We start from the raw sequence: 1,680 nt of genomic DNA, 5'->3' as shown, positions 1-1,680 counted from the left end.
ACCGACAACGGCTCCTGTTACAAGTCCAGGCTGTTCACCCAGACGCTGGCCGCGGCCGGCATCACCCACAAGAGGACCCGGCCCTACCGGCCGCAGACCAACGGCAAGGTCGAACGCTTCAACCGCACCCTGCTCGACGAATGGGCCTACCTACGGCCCTACACCTCGAACACCGAGCGGACAACGGCACCGGCAGACTTCCTCCACACCTACAACCACCACCGCTGCCACACCGCACTCGACGGACAGCCGCCCATCACCCGCGTCAACAACCCTGCGGGTCAATACACCTAGGCCGCTCGCGCGGCGGGTTCACCACCAAGCTCCACCTGAGCGCGGACGGCCGCTGCCGCCCGCTATCCCTGATCGTCACCCCAGGTCAGCGGGCTGACTGCACGCAGTTCGGATTGGAGAACGTTCGCGTCCCCCGAACCGGGCCAGGCAGGCCTCGCAAGAAGCCCGACAGCTTGGCGGCCGACAAGGCCTACAGCAACGGACCCTACCGCGAGTACCTGCGACGCCGCGGCATCCGGCATCCGGCATCCGGCACACCATCCCGGAGAAGACCGACAGCCAGGCCGCCCGCCTACGCAAAGGTTCACAAGGCGGGCGGCCACCGGGCTTCGACGAAGAGCGGTACAAGAAGCGCAACACCGTCGAGCGGGCGATCAACCGACTGAAGCAGCACCGGGCCGTGGCTACCCGATACGACAAGCGCCGTTACATCTACCTCGGCACCGCAACCGTCGCAGCCCTCACCATCTGGCTCCGAACATGATCGACCGGACAAGTCCTAATGGCGATCTGCTCGTCCAGGGGACACATACCACTATCCCGCCGGCAGGATCCGAGACCCTGCCGCAGCGCGGTGTTCAGATCCGCCAGGTGCGGATGCGGTCGGCTGCCTGGTAGACGCTCGTCTTGCCGGCCTGGATGTCGCGGACGAGGTCGACCATGGCTCCGTACGGAGGGTCGATGCCGTCGCCAGAGGCGTTCATGTACGCGGCCGCGACCTGGCAGGCGTAGAGGCTGTTGCGGTAGGGCAACGGCTGCAGGCGGACCAGGGTGTGCAGGAGGGCGCCGGCGCGCCAGGCCGGGTCGGGGTCGGCGGTCGCAGCGCGGGGGATGCGGGTCTTGTGGCGGGCGACGGCGGCGACCAGGGCGGAGTAGTCGGCGACGGAAACGTCTTCGGGGACGGCCTGCTCCTGGACGTCCAGGAGCCAGGGGACGTCGATGTAGAGGATCATCAGGCCGCGTCCGCCCCCTGGCTGCGGGCTCCCGGCGGGGCCTCATCGGGGAAGGCGTCGTCGAACTCACTGCGGTGGGTCTCGCCCCAGGAGACGGCGTAGCGAACGAACTGCCGACGCTGTTGCTCTCGCAGCGGCAGGTCGTGGACGTACTGCTTGAGGGACTTGCCCTCCGCAGCCGCGGCGGCGCGGACCGCTTCGAGTTCCTCATCGGAGAAGGTGATGTTCAAGGACGGCATACCCCAATGGTACCTAGTAGGTACCATTGAGGCCAGGGCTGACCTTGGATTTGCATAACCGCAGCTCAACCGCTGGGAAACCGAGCCGGGAGATAGGCGCCGCCGTCGCCCGCCACAAGACCCGCATCCCCCGCGCTGCGACCGCCGACCCCGACCCGGCCTGGCGCGCCGGCGCCCTCCTGCACACCCTGGTC

At 67.9% G+C, this 1,680-nt stretch carries 3 protein-coding genes and 1 pseudogene; 2 read left to right on the top strand and 2 right to left on the bottom strand.

Features of this window, described 5'->3' with window-relative positions:
• Positions 1-294 (top strand): integrase core domain-containing protein (locus EAO77_RS34315; RefSeq protein WP_147991438.1); only part of this gene is annotated, 294 nt, incomplete at its 5' end.
• A gap of 578 nt (positions 295-872) precedes the next feature.
• Here EAO77_RS34315 and EAO77_RS34305 read toward each other — a convergent pair.
• Together EAO77_RS34305 and EAO77_RS34300 are read right to left on the bottom strand one after the other, a co-directional pair.
• Positions 873-1,247 (bottom strand): toxin Doc, encoded by a 375-nt coding sequence (locus EAO77_RS34305; RefSeq protein ID WP_147992244.1) that lies wholly within the window; start codon positions 1,245-1,247, stop codon positions 873-875.
• Positions 1,247-1,486 (bottom strand): hypothetical protein, encoded by a 240-nt coding sequence (locus EAO77_RS34300; protein WP_147992243.1) that lies wholly within the window; start codon positions 1,484-1,486, stop codon positions 1,247-1,249. Before EAO77_RS34300 ends, EAO77_RS34305 begins: the two co-directional genes overlap by 1 nt.
• Before the next feature lie 98 nt (positions 1,487-1,584).
• Between EAO77_RS34300 and EAO77_RS40695 the strand changes: the two are divergent.
• Positions 1,585-1,680 (top strand): annotated as a pseudogene (locus tag EAO77_RS40695) (toxin Doc); the annotation flags it as partial.

The sequence above is a fragment of the Streptomyces sp. T39 genome (assembly GCF_008042045.1).
Classification (GTDB): domain Bacteria; phylum Actinomycetota; class Actinomycetes; order Streptomycetales; family Streptomycetaceae; genus Streptomyces.
Note: the sequence above shows the minus strand (reverse complement) of the source record. Positions and strands in the feature narration are given on the sequence as shown.

Bases quoted from the DNA above. Each gene is read 5' to 3' on its own strand.
- EAO77_RS34305 (WP_147992244.1), bottom strand. From the start codon at position 1,247: ATGATCCTCTACATCGACGTCCCCTGGCTCCTGGACGTCCAGGAGCAG.
- EAO77_RS34300 (WP_147992243.1), bottom strand. From the start codon at position 1,486: ATGCCGTCCTTGAACATCACCTTCTCCGATGAGGAACTCGAAGCGGTC.